Raw genomic sequence first — 20,435 nt, 5'->3', positions numbered from 1 at the left:
CCCTATTATTTCAGTGGCTATGCGAAATTGTATGGGAACATTTCATAGGTACTTCGAATTCGCTTTCCAGAACCCGAAACTTGAAACAACAACGCCCAGCAAAGGCTGGGCGTGAAACAGTGGAGGAGCTTAGAGTCGCCTCTAAACCTTGTTTTCTGATTGCTCGGCGAGCTTAAACTCTTGAGTTAGTGAGAATTGCTGCTGCGACATAATTTCAAGCTGCTGCCCGTGGGAGAACAGAACCTGAGATCGTTGAGAGTTGTCCTCTGCCAAGGTATGTATCTGGCTGATGTTTTGTGTAACTTGAGAAGCAACCACTTGGTGCTCCGTGGTTGCAGTCGCGATTTGATGACTCCTTTGCTCGACCTCATTGAGCAGATCTGACACGCTTGATATTGAGTGATTCACTTCGCCCGTTTGTTCAACACATTGAACCATCCCAACCACACATTGATTGATTTGTTCCACCGCCAGTTTAGAACTGGTTTGCAACTGTTCAATCTTGTTGTGTATCTCTTGCGTCGAGGCATTGGTTTTGGCCGCTAACACGCGAACTTCATCGGCCACCACAGAGAAACCACGCCCTTGTTCACCCGCTCGCGCGGCTTCAATGGCGGCATTCAATGCCAACAAATTGGTTTGTTCAGAGATCCCAGATATCACATCCAAAATCGAACCAATGCTGGCACTTTCGCTTTCAAGCTGGCCAATGGTCGCTGTTGATTCTGCCAACTTACGCTCTAAACTGCCCATCAGCTCGACGCTTTTATCCATCGTCTTCTGGCCATCACTGGAACTCGACACCGCTTCGGTCACCAGCGTTAGCGTTTGATTAGCCGCTTGAGTTATTTCTGTCACCGAGCACTCGATCTGTTCCATGGCTGTTGCCACCATCACCGTCTGATTGGTTTGGTCTTGCATCGCCTCGCTCAATGAACGGCTCGTGCTTTGGTTCTCTATAGACGCCTCTTTTAAGCGCGTCGACGATTGACGCATGTTCTCAATCATTTGAGTCAGGTGACTGATCACTAAATTGACCTTGTCGCTCACTGAACCGAACTCATTATTGGCTTGATACTGCACCATCGCGCTCAAGTCTTTGTTGGCAACTTGGTCGAGTGCACTTTGCAGTAGCTTGCTTGGTTTACGGATCCCTTTGGCGATATTCAACCCGATCAACAGAGCAATAAGCACGGAAGCAAGTGCAATAACACCCTGCATCACAAGGGCTTGCTGTGAAGAGTCCATCGACTCGTGATACAAGCGCGTCGCTGTGTCTTCAGCGTACATTGAGAGCTCATCAAAGTGGCTTAACTGCTGATCAATTAGCTGTTCAATTTCTTGCTTTTGGAGGGAGATAGACTCATCGAGTTTAACGGTTTCTTTATGGGTAGCGACTGAACCATTAGCTGAAAACGCGTGTGAAGCGAGCAGTGATAAAGACTGTTTACTGCGGCGCAGCAATGACGAATCTAGGTTATCTAAATCTGCTACCGCTTGTTCGAATCGCTCTTTTCGACTTTGCAGGCGACGCTCTACCCCACGAACCTCCGAAGATGTTTGCAGTGAAAACGCCTCATTGGCTTCCGCCGCAATCAAACTCAATTGCACCAGTAAAGCCTCTATCGCCTTTTGTGTCTGCTCTGAATCTGCACTCGCGAGTTGATTCACCAAGGTATTATTAAGCTGCCCCACCACAGATTGAAATTGCGCTTGCCCCATCGAACCGAGATCTTTGCTATCCAAATACTCAACGTAAAGTTCCAATACTCGCTCTATCTTATCGATAGTCGACACGCCGGTTTGAGTGATGTTGTTAAGCATGGCTTCCATTTGTGAACCAGCCTCACCCTTGCCTTCGAACCAGCTCAATTGCTGCTGATATTGTTCGATGTTGTTTAATACGGTTTGTTTCAGTGGTTCCAATTCGTCGATGTAATTGGCGGATAAGTAGGGAGTGGTGCTGCGATTAATGTCCAAAAATCGAATCGTCAGCGCAGAGGATTGAAGCATTAATGGGGTGGCTTGCTGGGTGATGTTTTCGATTCGAGTCGTTATGTCTTTATTGCTACTGATGCTTAACCATGCTGAACCCAGCATGATCACGATCAGTACGAAGAAACCTAAATATACTCGAGACACGATGGAAGAAAGTCTCATAGTGAATCCTTGATCTAGTGGCGAAAAAAAGGGCACAAAGAATGTGCCCAAGAATGGAGTTATATAACGTGCCCTAATCAATCTGCCTTTAGGGCTAAAATGGACAGTATTACGTGCTCTTAACAAGCATAGATATTCGAAAGCATGGCTCCTTGAAAATATGCCGAATTCAAAGAGCTGCGCTTTCTATAGCTGTGATTACCACCAAGCTTCAAACATTGCGCCGAACGACAATGTATCAACATTCGTTGTCTTCACTGTGTTGCCTTTCGTTTCTACATCACCCACTGTTGTGTAGAAGCGAAGCATTGGACGGCTCCAAGGTAAACCACCTAGAGAAACGTTTTGTGACAGCGTTACTTTCCACGCGTTCTCTTCACCGTCGTCATCGTAATCAACCATGCCGTAGCCTGCTTCTAACCATGTAGAGTGAACATCATCCCATTGGTATTGTGGACGAACGATACCCGCGTATTCCGTGTTCTCACGGTCTAGATCTGAGCCAGAGTTATCTTTGTACGACACTAAGTAATCAATGATGAAGTTGTCTGTTGCTGCGTAGCTACCTTCAACACTTGCGTACAAAGTTTGGTAATCACCTTTCAGGTCAAATACAGATGAATCCGCACCGTCACCATACTTAACTACCAACTTGTTAGACTCACCCAAGCCTAAGGTTGCACCCAATAGGTATGCCGTTTCATCGCTGACTTTTGGATCACCCGCTACGTCAGAGTCTGCTTCATCTGAAGCAAAACCATAGTTCGCATATAGGTCTAGTTGGCCGATACCCGCGTTAATTGAATGAAGCTTAGAAGTAATTGCGTATCGACCGTTGTCGTTCACTAGGCCGCCTTTCACTTGGCCAACAAAGCCCATGTCTAGCTTGGCACCGCCAAAATCTAGGTTGTTAAAACCTGCGCCTTGACCATCGTGAGACATCCAGAAGTAATCGTTCAAACCTTGTTGCGGACGTTGATGGAAGTCACGACCAGCCCACATGTACAGCTCAGGTTGGCTTTCAAATACATTGGTTACACCAGCGTACATTTTTTTCATGCTCAGGCCGCCATCGTCAGCCCAAGAGTCAGCTTCCCAGTGGTCAGCCATGAATACGATGTCCCAGATAGCGCCGTTGTCAGCTTGGAAGAGCTTAGCTAACTGAACTTCACCACCGTTAGCTTCGTTACCCAAACGACCAACAGAACGGCCTGTTGTACCGATGTCTACGTAACGCTCATCACCACTTTTGTAGTGAGCGCCGTAACGAGCGTAACCAGAGAAGACGATGCCGTCTGGTACATTCGTTTCTGCCGTTAGAACCGCTTGTTGTTGATCATCAACATACTTGATGTCACCGACTTGAGATTCTAACTCTAGGATTCGTTGTTCTAGAGCGGCAAGATCCGTTTCTGCAGCAAAAGAAGAGAGTGAAGCAAGCGAAGCCGCCACTGCGACCGTTATTGGCAAAAGCTTAAATTTTTGCATTGTAATTCCCTATTATTTTTTTGAGTTTTCATCGAACAGGGAAATATTAAGCAATGAAAGCGTTGAAAAGTTAGCCGCTGTTCACATTGATAAATTAGCTTGAGAGCCATGAAACTTTTAGAAAATCCATGACCAAAAGTATTAAATAAAGATCAGTCATTTAGATTGAATAATGCGTAAAATATCAGCTTGAAATCGCTTTCATTTCATCAATAATGGCGGGGTCTATCACGGAAAAGTGTGTGTAAAAATGAAGGAAATATGGTGCAGTTTTGATTGGTTTTCATATATATGAAAATCCTCAAAATCTAAGGTCGATTTTGAGGATTCTTGGTCTGAGTCAAATACCCAATTATCTAGAATCAAGCATTATCTAAAACGAGTCTAGAGATTCAACGCCCATATTGAACAGCGTAAATGCATAGATATCGGCAGTGAGATCGATCGCTTTGCTCAGCGGCATTCCCGCACCGTGACCCGCATTAACATCAATACGAATCATCACAGGCGCACCACCTTCATGCTTATCTTGCAGCTCTGCAATGAACTTATAAGAGTGTGCTGGCACCACGCGGTCGTCATGATCAGCGGTCGTGACCAAAGTTGCTGGGTAATCGACACCGCGCACCACATTGTGAACCGGAGAATAACCAAGCAGGTATTCGAACATCTCTTTGTTTTGCGCGGAGGTGCCGTAGTCGTACGCCCAGCCTTCGCCAGACGTAAAGGTATGGTAACGCAGCATATCTAGCACCCCAACAGCAGGCAGAGCCACTTGGAAAAGCTCAGGCCTCTGTGTCATACAAGCGCCCACCAGCAAACCACCGTTAGAACCGCCACGAATCGCGAGCTTGTCACTGCTGGTGTAGTTTTCTGCGATTAGGAACTCAGCTGCGGCAATGAAATCATCAAACACATTCTGCTTTTGCTGCTGAGTGCCCGCTTTGTGCCACGCCTTGCCATACTCGCCACCGCCACGCAAATTAGGTACCGCATACACACCACCTAATTCCAACCAACTGCCCACCGTACCTGAGAAAGAAGGCGTTAGGCTAACGTTGAAGCCACCATAGGCGTACAACATAGTTGGGTTATTACCGTCCAGCTTTAGTTCCTTCTTATAAGAGATAAGCATCGGAACCTGAGTGCCATCTTTCGAGGTATAGAAAACCTGTTTAGATTCGAACTTGTCCGATTCAAACGGAGACTCAGAGAGCTGATAAATTTCTGAGCGGCCAGATTCAACATCAAAACAGAAAATGGTGGGCGGCGTAACATAGTTGGTAAAGGTGTAATAAAGCTGAGTTTGCTCTTTCTTACCACCCAAGCCGCTGGCCGTTCCCAGCCCTGGCATGTGGAGCTCACGAACTCGATTACCTTGGTAATCCAGCTGCTCAATTTTCGACACCACATCCACCATGTAGTGAGCAAACAAGTAACCACCACCAGTGCTGATGTCTAATGGCTGTGGCTTTTCAGGAATGATATCTCGCCACTGCTGAGTGCGACTATCAAAGCTCACCACCTTGCCGTTCGGCGCATTCAGATTAGTGTATAGAATAAAGGTATCATCTTGGTTATCGATGAGATAAGTATCGCTATCCACATGATCAATCAACGTATTCAGAGATTGTTCTGATGCGTTTAAGTCGATATAAAACAGTCTGTTACCAGACGTTGATTCTTTGCCAAGAATAATTAGGTAACGATCGTCTTCGGTGGTGTAGCCTGATACATAGCGGTGCTGCTCGGCGTTGATCGCACCGAAGATCACCTTGTCGCTCGCTTGCTCTGTACCCAATTCATGGAAGTACAGCTTGTGTTGTTCAGTACGAGCTGAGAGTTCACTGCCGTCTGGTTTGTCGTAGCTGGAGTAATAAAAGCCACGATTGCCTAACCAAGAGATACCGGTAAATTTGGCGTCGGTGATTTCCGGTTCGAGCTTCTGCTTAGTCTCGGTATCAATCACAAAGATCTTACGCCAGTCGCTACCGCCTTCAGAAATGCTGTACGCCACCAAGCTGTAGTCTTTTGAGAACGAAACAGAGCCTAATGATGTCGTGCCATCTTCCGAGAAAGTGTTCGGGTCTAGGAAGACTTCAACCGGCTGCCCCTCTTTCTGACGATAGAGAATGCTGTGGTTCTGCAGTCCATCATTCTTATAGAAATAGGTGTAATCGCCTCTTACGAACGGCTGCGAGCTCTTTTTGTAGTCTTGCGCTTTTGCTAGTCGCTCTCGCAGTTCTGCGCGGTAGGGAATTTGAGCAAGGTAATCGAACGTGACTGCATTTTGACTCGCCACCCACTCCGCAGTTTCGTCACTTCTGTCGTCTTCTAACCAACGATACGGGTCTTCGATTATCTGACCAAAATAGTCATCGCTGACGATCTGTTTATTGGTGATTGGATATTGATACTCTTTTAAATAGCTCATCGTGATCCTTATTAAAAATAGTGAGAAATCGTCAGATAACGAGTTCTAATGTGTTCAATCAATAACTTAATCTTGTTGGGCGGCTGGCGCGTAAAAGGGTACACCGCATAAATACCGAGCTTCTTGCCCACTAAGTCAGGGAAGATATCCACCAGCTGACCGTTGCGAATATCGTGATAAACCAGACAACGTGGTACGTACGCAACGCCATGCCCGCCCAATGCGGCTTTTCTTAACGCGGTTGCGTTGTCAGTCGAGAAAGAGCCCGAGACACGTACGATATATTTATCGTTGTCGGTACAGCCATCTTTACTGTGCAGGAACTGCCACTCACTAGCGCCTGTGGTTTGATAAGCGTATTGCAAGCAGTTGTGCTCAACTAAGTCTTTGGGCTGCATCGGTTTGCCGTTTTTAGCAATATAAGATGGCGAAGCACACACCACCCATTGTGAATCCAATATATGACGAGCGATCAAGCTGGAATCTTCCAGATAGCCCGTACGAATTACCAAGTCCAACCCATCCTCAACCAAATCAACAAAACGATTGTTCAGAGACATATCGACCGTTAAACCTGGGTGCATATTACAAAACTCGGCAACAGCGTCTGCCAGTATCAAATCTCCGGAGATAGTAGGCACTGACATTTTGATATGACCGCTAACATTTTCACCAAAGCCTGAAACTGCGTCCATAGCCTCTTGAGCCGCCTGCTTCACATTTTTGGCGCTGTGTAACATTGCCTTGCCTGCCTCGGTCAGGGTCAATTTACGCGTAGTTCGATATAATAATTGCACGCCAATTTCTTCTTCCAGTCGAGCAATTCTCTTACTAACTACCGAATTTGTAAGGTTATTTTGTTCTGCCACCTTACTAAAACTACCCAGTTCAACTACCTGTGAAAACAGGATCAAATCGTCTGCTCGCATCTGATTATGCCAATTTTGGAATTAATTATTTTCATTATTTCCCTATATCAATAAAAAATAAAGGGGTAAATTCACGCCAAATTAACAAAACAATTACAAAAACAGTCATTCCAATTACAAGAGTCGCCCAAAGAAGGTTCCCGTTTAGAGGCCAAAGCGATTCAAATGACGACAAACCATAACGTGATCTTTACTTCAAACATGAACGTTTGAAAACAGTACGAGGAAGTACCCATGAGTGAAACTCTACTAGCTTTATTGGCCTTTTCGCCAATAGTTGTTGCAGCGATTCTACTGGTTGGCATGAACTGGCCAGCGAAAAAAGCGATGCCAGTGGCATTTGCACTAACCGTTGCTATTGCCCTATTTGCTTGGGATATGTCTGGCACTCGCGTGTTGGCTTCTGTATTCCAAGGTTTCGGCATTACTGTGTCGGTTCTCTGGATTGTGTTCGGCGCCATCTTCTTATTAAACACTTTGAAGCACACCGGAGCTATCACCACTATTCGTAACGGCTTCACGGATATATCCGCTGACCGTCGCGTTCAGGCAATCATCATTGCTTGGTGTTTTGGTTCATTCATCGAGGGCGCATCTGGCTTCGGTACACCTGCAGCGATTGCCGCTCCGCTGCTGGTTGCTATCGGTTTCCCAGCGCTTGCTGCGGTACTGATGGGCATGATGATCCAATCTACGCCAGTATCATTCGGCGCGGTTGGCACTCCAATTATCGTCGGTGTGAACAAAGGTTTGGACACACACAACATCGGTGAAAGCCTGATTGCTCACGGTTCTACTTGGGATGCTTACCTACAACAGATCACATCAAGTGTCGCGCTGATTCACGCCTCTGTTGGTGTGATGATGCCTGTGCTGATGGCGATGATGCTGACTCGTTTCTTCGGTAAGAACAAAAGCTGGACGGAAGGTTTAGATATCCTACCGTTCGCACTATTCGCAGGTGCTGCTTTCACTATTCCTTATGCACTGACGGGTGTCTTCCTAGGCGCTGAGTTCCCATCATTGATTGGTGGCTTGGTTGGCCTAGCAATTGTGGTTACTGCAGCAAAGCGTGGCTTCCTAGTACCTAAATCAAAATGGGACTTTGAGAGCGAAGACAAATGGCCTACAGAGTGGCTAGGTTCTTTGAAAATTGACCTTGATGACAACAATCAGAGCCATAAGAAGATGAGCATGGCGATGGCATGGGCACCTTACGTGCTGCTCGCTGTAACTCTGGTTGCTAGCCGCGTGAGCCCTGAGTTCAAAGGCCTACTGAAGAGCGTTAGCCTTTCATTCAGCAACATCCTTGGTGAGACAGGCGTAAGCACAGCGATTCAACCTCTGTACCTACCGGGCGGCATCTTAGTCTTCGTCGCGCTGGTTGCAGTTCTCATGCAATCTCGCAGCGTAACGCCACTGGCTAAAGCCTTTGGTGAATCAAGTAAAACACTGATTGGTGCAGGCTTTGTGTTGGTGTTCACCATCCCAATGGTACGTATCTTCATTAACTCTGGCGTGAACGGTGCAGATTTAGCAAGTATGCCTGTAACCACTGCAAACTTCGCAGCTGACCTAGTTGGCAGCGCATTCCCAGCATTGAGTGCAACGGTTGGTGCGTTAGGTGCCTTCATTGCAGGTTCGAACACAGTATCAAACATGATGTTCAGCCAATTCCAGTTCGAAGTAGCGCAGACTTTAACTATCTCTAGTGCGGTGGTTGTCGCTCTGCAAGCCGTTGGTGCTGCAGCCGGTAACATGATTGCGATTCACAACGTGGTAGCCGCATCGGCAACCGTAGGCTTGTTAGGACGCGAAGGCGCAACACTACGTAAGACAATCATCCCAACGTTCTACTACTTGGTGATGACCGGAATCATCGGCCTAGTGGTTATCTACGGCTTCAAAATGACAGACGCACTTATGTAAACCATAAGTCGTTACAAAAGCACTTGGCGTTAATACTCAATTCCCCGACTGCAACACCGTCTAATAAGACAGTTGATGAGTTTCGGAATGGATACTAAAACACATCAACACCCTCGGGTATTAACGCCATTTTCCCGCTTTACAGTTTTACAGTTTTACAGTTTTACAGTTTTACAGTTTTACAGTTTTACAGCTTATTTGTTTCAAAGCGAAAGAAAGACAGAACACTTACTTTTCAAGAATTAAAGCAGCCCAAGCCAAGCTCTCATAGAAGGGCAACATCCCAAGAATTTAGGACTGAAATTATGATCATATCCGCATCGACTGATTACCGCGCCGCAGCAAAAGCGAAATTACCACCGTTTCTTTTTCACTACATTGACGGCGGTTCTTACGGAGAACATACCTTACGCCGCAACACGGCCGATCTTGCAGAGATCGCGCTCAAGCAGCGTGTCCTCAACGACATGTCAGATCTGAATTTGGAAACTGAGTTGTTTGGCGAAAAGCTGGCGATGCCGATTGCCTTAGCACCCGTTGGTCTAACCGGCATGTACGCACGACGTGGCGAAGTACAAGCGGCTAAAGCCGCAGACAACAAAGGCATCCCTTTTACCATGTCGACGGTGTCAGTTTGCCCAATTGAAGAAGTCGCACCTAAGATTGAGCGCCCAATGTGGTTTCAGCTTTACGTATTAAAAGACCGTGGCTTCATGAAGAACGTTCTTGAACGCGCAAAAGCTGCTGGCGTGACAACACTGGTCTTCACCGTGGATATGCCAGTACCCGGCGCTCGCTACCGTGACATGCACTCAGGAATGAGTGGCCCGAATGCAGCAATGCGTCGTGTATTCCAATCGATGCGTCATCCTAGCTGGGCAGTTGATGTTGGCCTACTCGGCAAGCCTCACGATCTTGGCAATATCTCTACTTATCGCGGCTCTCCGACCAAACTGGAAGACTACATCGGTTGGTTGGGTGACAACTTCGACCCGTCGATTTCATGGAAAGACCTAGAGTGGATCCGTGACTTCTGGGACGGCCCGATGGTCATCAAAGGCATTCTTGATGAAGAAGATGCAAAAGATGCCGTAAGATTTGGTGCAGACGGTATCGTAGTTTCAAACCACGGCGGTCGTCAGCTTGATGGTGTGTTATCAAGTGCCAAAGCACTGCCTGCAATTGCAGACGCAGTAAAAGGCGACACCAAGATTCTGGTCGACTCTGGTATTCGTACAGGCTTAGATGTAGTGCGCATGATGGCGATGGGCGCAGACTGCACCTTGCTTGGCCGTTCTTTCGTTTACGCATTAGCAGCGCAAGGACAAGCAGGCGTTGAGAATCTACTCGACCTTTACGACAAAGAGATGCGCGTTGCGATGACATTAACAGGCGCGAAGACAATCAAAGACTTAACTCGTGAATCTTTGGTGGGGCTAGATTAAACCGCCACGATCCAGATGAAGATTCAGACTCATGCTTTGGTCTACTTAGGCTGAAGTTCAATCGGTGTCACAGCAATTCCACTGCCGTTGTGACACCGTTTAAGCACTGGAAAATAAAATAAAAAACAAACCAGTGCCAAATAAGAAGCACAAGGAAGCAAAGATGGAGACAACCACATCCCATGAGCGAGTAATAGACGCACAAGCTTATCAGCAGCTTGAAGCGATACTGGCTCAAAAAATAGAAACAGAACGCATTGTCACTCAAGAGGCAAAGCGATTGGCTTACGGCACCGATGCGAGTTTTTATCGCTTGGTGCCGAAAATGGTTCTAAGGCTTAAAAACTTAGACGAAGTGATATTCACCATTCAAAGCTGTCGTGAACTGGGCATTCATTTTACCTTTCGCGCCGCTGGCACCAGCCTTTCAGGACAAGCGGTCTCAGACTCGGTACTCATCACCCTGACCGACGACTGGCGTGGTCATGAGATTGTCGATAACGGTAATCAGATCATTCTTCAACCCGGTGTGATTGGCGCTGATGCCAATAAATACCTCGCCCCTTTCCAACGTAAAATCGGCCCAGATCCAGCCTCTATTAACACCTGTAAAATCGGTGGTATTGCGGCGAACAACGCCAGTGGCATGTGTTGTGGTACTGCACAGAACTCCTATCGTACTGTCGAAAGCATGAAAGTCGTCCTAAGCGATGGCACCCTACTTGATACGGCAGATAACGCCAGCGTTGAAGCATTCAAGCAATCACACAAAGCGCTGTTTGAAGGTATTATTGATTTACACAGACAGACTAGCTCAAATCAAGAACTCGCAGACAGAATCCGCCACAAGTACCGCCTTAAAAACACCACAGGTTACGCGCTCAATGCATTGGTCGATTACCACGACCCAATTGAGATCATCAAACATCTGATGATCGGCTCCGAAGGCACGCTAGGCTTCATCGCAGAGATTACCTACAACACGGTTATCGAACACCCAAACAAAGCTTCGGCCCTGTTGGTGTTTGCCGACATCGAACAAGCAAGTAAAGCCGTTACTACGCTATCAAAAACACCCGTTGCTGCCGTTGAATTGATGGATGGCAGAGCACTACGTTCAGTGGCTGATAAACCGGGTATGCCTGCATTTATGCCAAGCTTGGATTTAGAAGCCGCGGCTATTTTGGTTGAATCACACGCCAGCTCCCAGCAGGACTTAGATTTACAATGTAAATCAATTTTGGACGCATTGACTGAATACACGATTGTTGAATCGGTGCCTTTCACTTCCGATCCAAAGACAGTCGCAACTCTGTGGGGCATCCGAAAAGGCATGTTCCCTGCCGTTGGTGCCGTTCGTGAAGTCGGTACGACCGTTATCATTGAAGACGTGGCTTTCCCTGTCGAAAACCTCGCTAATGGTATTCGAGAGCTGCAAGAGCTGTTCGACAAATACGAATACAGCGAAGCGATCATTTTTGGTCACGCCCTCGAAGGCAACCTGCACTTTGTGTTTACTCAAGGCTTTGATAGCCAAACAGAAATAGACCGCTACGGTGGTTTCATGGATGACGTAGCCGAATTGGTTGCTGTGAAATACCAAGGTTCTCTGAAAGCAGAGCATGGTACTGGTCGTAACATGGCGCCTTATGTGGAATTGGAATGGGGCAAAGATGGCTACGCCTTGATGCAACAAATCAAAGCCTTGTTCGATCCAGAAAGACTGCTCAACCCCGGCGTTATTATTAACGACAATCCAAATTCACACATCACCAATTTGAAGCCAATGCCTGCTGCTGACGACCTTGTCGACCGCTGTATTGAATGTGGCTTCTGCGAGCCTGTTTGTCCGTCTCGTACCTTAACCCTATCGCCACGCCAACGTATCGTGTTGTACCGTGAGTTACAACGCCGCCGTGCTGCAGGAGAGGAAATAGAAGCAAGCGAACTAGAGAAAACCTTCGAATACCAAGGCATTGATACCTGCGCGGCGACTGGCCTGTGTGCCGAGCGTTGTCCAGTGGGAATCAACACCGGTAATTTGGTGAAGAAGCTTCGTATCGCCAAATATGAAAAATTCACTCCCATTGCAAAGTGGACAGCGGATCATTTCTCAACCACCACCAAACTGACTAAGGCTGGCCTCAAAACCAACCAAGTGGCGAGCAAAGTATTAGGCGCAAATACCGTAGGCAAGCTAACCAATGGCCTGCGATCAATAACTAAAGGCGCGACGCCCGTTTGGATGCCAGAGATGCCGCAATCCAATAGTCACTCGCTAACCTCATCACCAGTGACGGCAGAATCTTCAAGCAACCATAAGAAGGTGGTTTACCTGCCTTCCTGTGCAAGTCGCACAATGGGACAACAAAGCGATGCGGGCGATCAGCGTCCACTGACCGAAGTGACTATGTCTTTGCTTAACAAGGCAGGGTTCGAGGTGATTCTTCCGAAGAAGCTAGATGACCAATGTTGTGGCATGCCTTACGACAGCAAAGGTATGACCGACCTCGCGCAGTCTAAAGCTCAGCAACTGGAAGAAGTGTTGTGGCAGGCCAGTCGTCAGGGTGAATACCCAGTGTTGATGGATACCAGTCCGTGTGCTAAGCGCAGCATTGAGCAATTCACAAAACCACTGCAAGTGCTAGAACCAACTGGATTTGTGAACCAATACTTGCTTGAGCATCTGACACTTGAGCCGCTGCAAGAAACCGTGATGCTACATGTGACGTGTAGCTCTCGTCGAATGGGTTTGGAAGGCGCGATGTTGAGCCTTGCTAAAGCCTGTACCGAAGAGGTGATTGTTCCAGAGCATATTCAATGTTGTGGTTGGGCGGGTGATAAAGGCTTTACCACACCAGAGCTGAATGAAGCGGCAGTACATCCACTCAAAGAACAAGTTCCGAGCAACTGCACTCGCGGATTCAGCAACAGCCGAACCTGTGAGATCGGTTTGTCGCATCACAGTGGGATTCCGTATCAGTCAATCTTGTACTTGGTGGACGAAGTGGCACAGTAGCTTTATTCAAAGTTCATAGCAACGAGCTCTAGCTTGAAACGAAAAATGGCAGCCCAATCAGGCTGCCATTTGTTTGTTCAATTTAAACCGTATTACCGAGCTAGATATTGCTGAGCTAGCGGTTACTGAGCTAGGCGCATCAACTCTTCTGGCGAGTAGTGTTCTGCCTCCGCGCCTTTGGCGATTAGGTCAATCACTTGGAACTCGCTCATATCACCAAACTCTTTGGTCAAGTAATCACGAAACGCTTTCTCATTCGGCCATTTACCTCGCACGATATAGCCCTCTTCTTTGTCGAAATCTTCCGTCTCAATGAAAGAAAAATCAGTCATACCAATGTTGTGGCAATACAAAACGAGATACATGTTGAATCCTTTACACTTTAGTAGGGTCTATTGAACTTTCGATCAGTTCTAAAAGCAGGCCTAAGGTTACAACATAAATAGCGAACCGAAAACTTAAGCCCCTTCCTGATTCGTTAGTCATCAAACATCATGTTGATGGCAGCACCCAATAGAATCAGTCCAATAATTGGTCCCATCACAGCCAGAGGTGCACGCTCAATGTATGGCAAGTTTTCTGCAATCATCAAACCCCATTCCGGTGTTGGTGGTTTTGCCCCTAACCCGATGAAGCTCAGCGAGGTCAGGCTTAGAGTGATTACCGGTAGCCTCAGCATCGCGTGTCTTAACAACGGTGGCAACACATACGGAAGTAAGTAGAAACGGAAGATTCTAAGCTTACTGGTGCCCCATAATGGCGCGAGGTGCGTATAAGGTTGAGCCTTGGCTTCCACAATTAAACTCGAACAGTGCGCCGCTAATGGCGCCCAAGATACCAATACAATCGCGATTAATGCGCTGTTCGGATTCATTCCTGTTAAGCCCGCTACCAACAAGCCCGCAATGATGTAAGGGATACCCTTAGTGATCTCGATAAGGCCTTGGCTAAAACGCGTGTTGAAGCCCATGATAATACCCGTCACCAAGCTCAAAAACGTTGCCAGAATACCGGCTTGGAAGGTCGCGACCATACCAGAACCGATTCTTGCTAACAGGTCTCGTCCAATACCATCTGCACCCAATGGTGCTTGCCAGCTCGGTGATGCCAAACGTGCGAATTGGCTGGTGTATGGGTCTCGGAATGCAGCCCATACCACGATAACAATGAGGAATGAGAAGATCGCAAGAGCAGTGACACGCTTGGCGCGGCTCTGGGTAAAACGAAACGAAGAGTGACTACTGATGAGCTTGCCGCTTTTCAGGCTGTGACCCAGAATCAACTGCTGAACAAACAGGCTGATACTGCTTACTGCAATCGAAAACAGCAGCAATACTAATAAGCCGCCTTGCAGCATCGGCAGATCTTGCGCCTTCGCAGCACCAAGAATCATGCGTCCGATACCCGGAATCGAGAAGATAAGCTCAACCGCGACTGCGCCACCAGTTAAACCAATCACGATCATCGCAATTTGTGGGATCAGGCTGCTCAACGCTCTTTTCAGCGCAAAGCGAATAATTTGATTGGAGTGAACGTTGGCACTGAGCCAAGTGATCACCCAAGGTTCATTAAGAACGCGTTGTAAACTGTCTCTGAGTAGACGACTAAACAGGCCGCTAGCAGGCAGTGCGAGCGCTAAACTCGGTAGCCAAATGTCTTGCCAGCCTTGCCAACCATACGGTGGTAGCCAACCTAACCAGATTGAGAACACCAGAATTAATACCGAAGCCACCACGTACTCTGGCAACGATATTAATACGGTGCTTAAGCTGCTGTAACTCTGCCCTAACTTACCCTTCTTCCAACTGCGTAAGGTAGCCAGTAAGCCTGCACCGCACAGTACGAAAGTCATCACCAATGCGCTAGACATCAAAAACAGAGACGTAGCCGCTGTTTTTTGAATGCCTAATGCAACCGAAGAACCGTCAATCCAAGATTTACCTAGATCACCGGAAAAGGCACTTCCTATCCAGTCGATCAGGCGCTCGCTCGCCGAACGGTCAAGCTGAAGATCAGCACGTACCGCGGCTAAAGCTTCAGGCGTAAGCAGGTGTTGTTGCCCCGCTCTCGCACGTAGGATGGATTGGCTTGGGTCGATACCTGCAATGTCAGGCATCAAACCAACAAGAATCACCACCACAATCAGTGAAGCGATTCTTGATAGCCAAGGCGTCAAAATAAACAAAGTTCGACGCAGAGTTTCAGCAGATAACATTTATTTAGTTAACCTGTGTCGCTTTCTTAACCTGTGTAGTTTGATCAACCAAGCGACGTTCACTTGGGTCACGAACTACATTAGTTACACGCTCACTTTCACCTTGAATCACACGTTCGTGAAGCAGAGGAATAGCAGCGAAGTCGTTCAGGATTTTTTGCTCAGCTTCGATGATCGCTTGCTGACGCAGCGCACCTAATGGTTGTAGGTCAGCGTGAGTCAGTGCTTGGTCGACTTCTTGAGAACAGAATTGACCAAGGTTGAATGAACCCTTACAGCCAAAGTCACTCATCATGTAAGCCACTGGGTCACCCGAATCTAGAACAGTTGCACGAGAAAGGATGAACGCATCAAACTTACCTGATAGCGCATCGTTTTCAATCTGAGCGTATTCACGGATATCCAGCTCAACTTTGAAACCAGCCGCTTCAAGTTGCTGTTTAAGTAGCGCAGCCACTTCAGGAAGCTCAGCACGGTCAGTAAAGGTACCGATAACAATGCTTTCACCGTTTGCTTTTAGCGTTTTATCGACTGCTTGACCTTCAGGTCGAATCGGCTCAGCCCAAGCAAGTGCAGGACCTAATAGGCCTTGCGCAATGTCCGCGTGATTTTCATAAACGGTATTCACGATTTGCTCACGGTCTACCGCAGCAGCCGCTACTTTACGTAGTTCAATATCGCTAAATACACCTGACTTATTGTTCAAGTAAAGCGTGTTGGTACGAGGCATTGCTACTTCGTAAAGCAGGTTCGAATCAATGGTCGCGATCTGTGAAACTGGCACAGCTTCAACAATGTCAGCCGTACCTGTTCTTAGAGCCGCCGCACGAGCAAAGCCGTTAGGAACGTATTCTGCAATTACAGATTCAACTTGCGCTTTTTCACCCCAGTAACCATCGAAACGTTTTAGTTTCGCGCTGGTTGTACCGTTAATTTCAGTCAATTCAAACGGACCAGTACCTGCACTAATAGGGCTAACACGACCATCTTCTTGGTACGCGCTTGCTGCTAGGATCGCTAATTGAGGGCTTGATAAACGACTTGGTAGAAGAGGGTCATCAAAGCTGGTTTTGATCTCTACGCGGTAGTTGTCCATCGCTTTCACTTCTAGCTCTACACCATCTAGGATGCGTGGCTTAGGTGCCGCTTCTAGCGCTTTCTGTAAAGAGTTCACAACAGACTCTGCTGTTAATGTAGACCCATCGTGGAATTTAACACCTTGGCGAACTGTGAATTGCCAAGTCAGTGGATCAACGTGTTTCCAATCCGTTGCCAGCATTGGCTCAGCTTCTGAAGTTGGGCTTAGGTTAACTAGCGTTTCAGCCGTGCTCCAACGCGATAGTTTGAACGCGTCATCAGAAAGTGGCGATAGACCTGTTCTTGGTGGCTGCATCATCGCAACACGAATTTCAGATTTGACCGCAGCTTCGCTCGACTCTGGTTGAGAGTCAAAACAGCCCGTCAAAGGCAGAGCCAGCGCTAGAGCACAAGCCAGTTTGATTGAATTAAAACGCATAGTTATTGTTCTCTGTAAACTGTGTTTGTTAATAAACGGTATTTCGTAATTAATAAGGTTGTGTTTAACAAGTAGATTTCGAAAGAGGCTGAGATTCGATCAGCATCCTAGTCGCTGGATGAGCAGGTGTGCCCATCACTTGAAGTGTCGGTCCATGCTCCACCATCTCGCCATGGTCAAGAACCAGAATTTCTTCGCAAAGCGCTTGTGCTGCGCCTAGGTCGTGTGTCACCAAAATAAGGCGCATATCGCGCTTCTTTTTTAATGAATTCAATAAGTCGAGTAGTCTCTGGCGATTCACCGGATCTAGGCTACTGGTTGGCTCATCGGCAACTAATACTGCGGGTCTAACGACAAGCGCCCGAGCGATAGCTACACGTTGAGCTTGGCCTGTAGAAAGCTGATTGGGCTTCAGTGATAGCAAGGTGGCAGGTAAGCCGACGTCCAACAGCGTCTCTTCAATGATGCTTTCATGATTACCAGAAACATCCAGATTGCTTAGCGGTTCGGCTAAGATCTGTCGAACGGTGTAGTAAGGGTTGAGGCTAGTATGTGGCTCTTGTGGCACCAATTGGATCAAGCGACACACAGCTGCTTGCGCTTTGCTATTACGAATAGGCAGCGAATGACCAAACAAGCAGATACTACCGAGAGTCGGCGCTTTCAAACCAAACAGCAGTTCAATCAGCGTAGATTTGCCGGCACCAGAACGTCCAACAATAGCCAGGCTTTTGTCTTCAACATTAAGGTCGATGTTCTGTAGCGCTTTGAACGCCTTACCACCCAACCAACTCGGCACTGAGTAATAATGAACCCCGACATTCTCGAACTTAATCTCAATCGGTGTTTGTGTTTCTGAATCAATCACAGGCATTGACGGTGAGACTTCTGAATTTAGTGATAAGGTCGAGCTCATTCGATTAGGTCTCTCAATGAACAGCAGAAAAAGTGAGAACTCGATTCAAGCGCGTGTTTCGGTGCACCATAAGCCACCACTCCGCCATCATCGATCACCAACAACTTGTCACACGCGAGCGCGCTGTGCAGGTCATGGGTAATAAGTAAACCACCAATTTGGCGTTGCTTTACATTGTCGCGAATCAGCTTGAGTATCTCTTGCTCTGTTACCGGATCTAACGCGCTAGTCGGTTCATCTGCAATGATGATATCGGCGTTACTCAACAAGCCAATCGCAATACACACTCGTTGACGTTGTCCTCCAGAGATTTGGCTCGGATACAACGGCAAGATGGTTTCTGGATTTGGGAATCCTAACTGCACCAATAGTTCAGTGAGCTTGGTTTTGTCTTGTGATTTAAGCTTAGTGCGAGTCCCCGTCAATGCCAAACTGAGTTGGCCTTCAATAGAAACAAGGGGGTTCAATGCTTGAAGGGCGTCTTGGAAGATAACCGCTGGCCTTTGTGCTGCGGTTCTTTGCAGCATAGGCAAACCACATACCGCTTCACCAGACAGAGAAATATGACCTTTAACCTCGACCGTTTCAGGCAGAAAACCCGCAATCGCACGTGAAAGCATCGACTTACCAATGCCTGATGGGCCCATGATCGCCAGCAGCTCGCCTCGATACACATCGAAGTGGATATCTTGGAAAAGTGTTCTCGAAGAGGTTTTGATCGTTAATCGGTCAACAGACAAAAGTGGGGCGTTCACACAGGTACTCATAAGTAGATGTTATAACATAACAACTCTATCATTAAGCCTGTATGATGAAAAGCGGACATTGAACCGGATCGCAAAAAATTTGCCTATGAAACCATCTATGGTCACAATCCGTTAGATACAAAAAAGCGCCTAACTACAAGAAACAGTCAGGCGCTTTCGTAATGATTCTATATGACCTCAGCTTTATGGTCGCTGTTATTACTTATGTGATTGGAAGGCATTTCCGCTTAACTTGAGTGATGAACGGATACAAGAATGCAATACGCCCAAGATAGAACAAGGTAAACGCCAACCACAAGCCATGATTGCCCCACAAATCGACCGAAAACGCCTGTACAGCCAAGAATGCCGCCAAGGTAGCGATGCTAGAGTCTCGAACCGGACGTGTAGTTCCTGTTCCAGTAAAGATGCCGTAAACCGTTAAACCAAAGCCAGCCACCAGCGGGAACACAATCAACCACGGTGCAATATCTTGGTATAAAACAACAAGCGTTGGGATATCGGTAAACAAGAAAACAATGTTGTCTTTAAATACCAAGGTCAACAGCGTCAGCGCAGCAATAAAACCGGCTGTCCATTGGAAATTGAGTCTTAACACACAGTCCAACATTGAAGGATTCTTCTGCCCTACTGCTTTGCCCGCGAAAACACTCGATGCATTGGCAATACCATCAAACATGTAACTCACAATAAAGGTTACTTGCATCAAGATTGCGTTAGCAGCCAGAACATCGGTACCCAACTTTGAGCCTGTGCGCGCCATCATGTTAAAGAATACTAAGATGCAAATCGTGCGTAACAGTAGGTCAGTATTTGACGAGATGATTGTCGAAAGGTCTTTCTTGGTCATCTTCGAGCCTCGCAGGAACTCAGAGACCGAGATGTTGCTGGTCTTCATCACCAGCGTCATACCAATTGCAAAAGTAGTGATTTGTGCAATCAAGCTTGCGTAAGCGACACCAGCCACACCCAAATCGAAATAGAGTACGAACACCGCATCCAAAACAATATTCAACACGTTACCAAACACTTGTGTGTATAAGACTTCTTTAGCTTTCGCTTGCCCCATCAACCAACCGATAATGGTGTAGTTGAGCAGCACAAAAGGCGCGCCATAAATCAAAATACTGAAGTAGATGTGCGCGTGCTCAGCCACGTTAGCTTCAGGTTCTATCACCCACATCGCACCTTGCCAGATCAGCGGTTGTATCAAAATGAAGATCAAGCCCACCAAACCAGATAGTACAAATGGACGCATCAAGCTGCCTGCTAACTCAGAGCGATTGCCCTTACCCAAGGCCATCGCACTTTGCCCTGTCGTACTTACACGGAAAAAGCCAAACAACCAATACATGGTGTTCATAATGATGGTGCCGATAGCCACGCCACCAATCAGTTCAGCAATGCCAAGTTGTCCGATCACGGCGGTATCCACGGCGCCAAGCAGAGGCTGAGTCACCGTTGAGATGATGAAAGGGAAAGCGATTTTTAGATAATCTTTGTGGATAATGGTCATATTCTAACGAGTGATATTAAGAACTATTTGCAATTAGAAGGGGATGCTATCGTTTAATCCGTACGTTGTCATCATCTACTGGGGTAAATTATCAACAAAGC

At 47.1% G+C, this 20,435-nt stretch carries 13 protein-coding genes; 3 read left to right on the top strand and 10 right to left on the bottom strand.

The features are described from left to right. Positions 1 to 141: 141 nt before the first annotated feature. The 4 genes from L0992_21845 to L0992_21830 form a co-directional block, all read right to left on the bottom strand. Positions 142 to 2,160 carry a methyl-accepting chemotaxis protein gene (locus L0992_21845; GenBank protein XGB69042.1) on the bottom strand — a complete coding sequence of 673 codons (2,019 nt, stop codon included), beginning with the start codon at positions 2,158 to 2,160 and terminating at the stop codon, positions 142 to 144. 198 nt (positions 2,161 to 2,358) lie between these two features. Then, entirely contained in the window at positions 2,359 to 3,648 is a 1,290-nt protein-coding gene (locus L0992_21840; GenBank protein ID XGB69041.1) for a carbohydrate porin, read from the bottom strand. Between the two features lie 373 nt (positions 3,649 to 4,021). Next, entirely contained in the window at positions 4,022 to 6,082 is a 2,061-nt protein-coding gene (locus L0992_21835; GenBank protein ID XGB69040.1) for a prolyl oligopeptidase family serine peptidase, read from the bottom strand. A gap of 11 nt (positions 6,083 to 6,093) precedes the next feature. Beyond that, positions 6,094 to 7,011: a LysR family transcriptional regulator gene (locus L0992_21830; protein ID XGB69039.1), complete on the bottom strand. Its 918-nt coding sequence runs from the start codon at positions 7,009 to 7,011 to the stop codon at positions 6,094 to 6,096. A gap of 234 nt (positions 7,012 to 7,245) precedes the next feature. Here L0992_21830 and L0992_21825 point away from each other — a divergent pair, with 234 nt between their 5' ends. The 3 genes from L0992_21825 (at position 7,246) to L0992_21815 (ending at position 13,404) form a co-directional block, all read left to right on the top strand. Then, positions 7,246 to 8,940 (top strand): L-lactate permease, encoded by a 1,695-nt coding sequence (locus L0992_21825; protein XGB69038.1) that lies wholly within the window; start codon positions 7,246 to 7,248, stop codon positions 8,938 to 8,940. 305 nt (positions 8,941 to 9,245) lie between these two features. Continuing rightward, on the top strand, positions 9,246 to 10,385 hold the full coding sequence (gene lldD / locus L0992_21820; GenBank protein XGB69037.1) for an FMN-dependent L-lactate dehydrogenase LldD: 1,140 nt from the start codon (positions 9,246 to 9,248) through the stop codon (positions 10,383 to 10,385). A gap of 163 nt (positions 10,386 to 10,548) precedes the next feature. Continuing rightward, entirely contained in the window at positions 10,549 to 13,404 is a 2,856-nt protein-coding gene (locus L0992_21815; protein XGB69036.1) for an FAD-binding oxidoreductase, read from the top strand. Positions 13,405 to 13,526: 122 nt separating this feature from the next. Here L0992_21815 and L0992_21810 read toward each other — a convergent pair whose 3' ends face one another. From L0992_21810 to L0992_21785, 6 genes are all read right to left on the bottom strand, one after another. Then, a complete protein-coding gene (locus L0992_21810; GenBank protein ID XGB69035.1) occupies positions 13,527 to 13,769 on the bottom strand; it encodes a hypothetical protein in 243 nt (80 codons plus the stop codon). Between the two features lie 113 nt (positions 13,770 to 13,882). Beyond that, positions 13,883 to 15,619, bottom strand: a complete 1,737-nt coding sequence (locus L0992_21805) for an ABC transporter permease subunit (GenBank protein XGB69034.1) — start codon at positions 15,617 to 15,619, stop codon at positions 13,883 to 13,885. Positions 15,620 to 15,623: 4 nt separating this feature from the next. Further along, entirely contained in the window at positions 15,624 to 17,135 is a 1,512-nt protein-coding gene (locus L0992_21800) for an ABC transporter substrate-binding protein (protein ID XGB69033.1), read from the bottom strand. A gap of 64 nt (positions 17,136 to 17,199) precedes the next feature. Beyond that, positions 17,200 to 18,051: an ATP-binding cassette domain-containing protein gene (locus tag L0992_21795; GenBank protein ID XGB69032.1), complete on the bottom strand. Its 852-nt coding sequence runs from the start codon at positions 18,049 to 18,051 to the stop codon at positions 17,200 to 17,202. After that, positions 18,048 to 18,806: an ATP-binding cassette domain-containing protein gene (locus L0992_21790; GenBank protein ID XGB69031.1), complete on the bottom strand. Its 759-nt coding sequence runs from the start codon at positions 18,804 to 18,806 to the stop codon at positions 18,048 to 18,050. The genes L0992_21795 and L0992_21790 overlap by 4 nt, the downstream gene beginning before the upstream one ends. A gap of 214 nt (positions 18,807 to 19,020) precedes the next feature. Continuing rightward, a complete protein-coding gene (locus L0992_21785; protein ID XGB69030.1) occupies positions 19,021 to 20,334 on the bottom strand; it encodes an MATE family efflux transporter in 1,314 nt (437 codons plus the stop codon). Between the last annotated feature and the right edge of the window lie 101 nt (positions 20,335 to 20,435).

The sequence above is a fragment of the Vibrio pomeroyi genome, assembly GCA_041879425.1.
GTDB lineage: Bacteria > Pseudomonadota > Gammaproteobacteria > Enterobacterales > Vibrionaceae > Vibrio > Vibrio pomeroyi_A.
The sequence above is the reverse complement of the archived record's forward strand: the minus strand, read 5'-3'. Positions and strand labels throughout refer to the sequence as shown.

What these genes read in the sequence shown, in the direction of transcription:
- L0992_21845 (XGB69042.1), bottom strand. Translation starts at nt 2,160, where the DNA reads ATGAGACTTTCTTCCATCGTGTCTCGAGTATATTTAGGTTTCTTCGTA.
- L0992_21840 (XGB69041.1), bottom strand. Translation starts at nt 3,648, where the DNA reads ATGCAAAAATTTAAGCTTTTGCCAATAACGGTCGCAGTGGCGGCTTCG.
- L0992_21835 (XGB69040.1), bottom strand. Translation starts at nt 6,082, where the DNA reads ATGAGCTATTTAAAAGAGTATCAATATCCAATCACCAATAAACAGATC.
- L0992_21830 (XGB69039.1), bottom strand. Translation starts at nt 7,011, where the DNA reads ATGCGAGCAGACGATTTGATCCTGTTTTCACAGGTAGTTGAACTGGGT.
- L0992_21825 (XGB69038.1), top strand. Translation starts at nt 7,246, where the DNA reads ATGAGTGAAACTCTACTAGCTTTATTGGCCTTTTCGCCAATAGTTGTT.
- lldD (XGB69037.1), top strand. Translation starts at nt 9,246, where the DNA reads ATGATCATATCCGCATCGACTGATTACCGCGCCGCAGCAAAAGCGAAA.
- L0992_21815 (XGB69036.1), top strand. Translation starts at nt 10,549, where the DNA reads ATGGAGACAACCACATCCCATGAGCGAGTAATAGACGCACAAGCTTAT.
- L0992_21810 (XGB69035.1), bottom strand. Translation starts at nt 13,769, where the DNA reads ATGTATCTCGTTTTGTATTGCCACAACATTGGTATGACTGATTTTTCT.
- L0992_21805 (XGB69034.1), bottom strand. Translation starts at nt 15,619, where the DNA reads ATGTTATCTGCTGAAACTCTGCGTCGAACTTTGTTTATTTTGACGCCT.
- L0992_21800 (XGB69033.1), bottom strand. Translation starts at nt 17,135, where the DNA reads ATGCGTTTTAATTCAATCAAACTGGCTTGTGCTCTAGCGCTGGCTCTG.
- L0992_21795 (XGB69032.1), bottom strand. Translation starts at nt 18,051, where the DNA reads ATGAGCTCGACCTTATCACTAAATTCAGAAGTCTCACCGTCAATGCCT.
- L0992_21785 (XGB69030.1), bottom strand. Translation starts at nt 20,334, where the DNA reads ATGACCATTATCCACAAAGATTATCTAAAAATCGCTTTCCCTTTCATC.